Origin of the sequence: Mycobacterium scrofulaceum, from assembly GCF_001667885.1 — a bacterium.
In the GTDB taxonomy this organism is placed as follows: Bacteria; Actinomycetota; Actinomycetes; order Mycobacteriales; family Mycobacteriaceae; genus Mycobacterium; species Mycobacterium scrofulaceum_C.
In genome coordinates this window covers 1-596 of sequence record NZ_LZJW01000052.1, presented here as the reverse complement: position 1 = coordinate 596, position 596 = coordinate 1, and the positions used below count along the sequence as shown (strand labels likewise).

The following is a 596-nucleotide window of genomic DNA, read 5'->3' as shown; positions in this document are numbered from 1 at the left end:
CATCCGCGGTGCGGGCGATCTCCCGAATCGTGGCTCGCGAGTAGCCCACCGTCGCCACACAGCGCATGGTGGCCACGATGATGCGCTGGCGGGTCTCCTCACCGCTGGCCCCGACGGGGCGTCCCCGCTGCGGCCGCGTCACCGTGTTCTCCCCACTCGCGTGTCCCGTCCGCCGGCCCTCGGTGCCTGACAGGTCGAATATAATCGAGCGATCGATTAATTCGGGGTTTCCGGCGGAGGTGCGCGGTGCGTGAGGGACGGTACCTTCCCGCATGAGCGGTCCCCCGGCGCAATTGGGGCGCCCGGTCGGTGCGGACGGCGAGCAGACCCGCACGCGCATCATCACTGCGGCGATGCGATGCGTGGCCGAGAAGGGCTACTCTCGCACCACGATTCGGGAGATCGCCCGCACCGCGGATGTCACCAGCGCCAGCCTGTACAACTACTTTCCGAACAAGGCCGAGCTGATCAAGGCGGCGATCGCGGCGCGCACCGACGTCGCATTGCCGCGACTGCGAGCGGCCGCCGCGCGGTCCGGAAGCGCGGTCGACCGCATCGAGGCGGTGCTCGACGAATCGGGCCGGCTGATGCGCGAG

1 protein-coding gene and 1 pseudogene are annotated in these 596 nt (G+C 69.6%); one reads left to right on the top strand and one right to left on the bottom strand.

Features of this window, described 5'->3' with window-relative positions:
• Positions 1-142 (bottom strand): annotated as a pseudogene (locus A5681_RS26335) (TetR family transcriptional regulator); the annotation flags it as partial.
• Positions 143-272: 130 nt separating this feature from the next.
• Here A5681_RS26335 and A5681_RS06895 point away from each other — a divergent pair.
• Positions 273-596: TetR/AcrR family transcriptional regulator (locus A5681_RS06895; RefSeq protein WP_156737883.1), on the top strand; the 324-nt coding region annotated here is incomplete at its 3' end.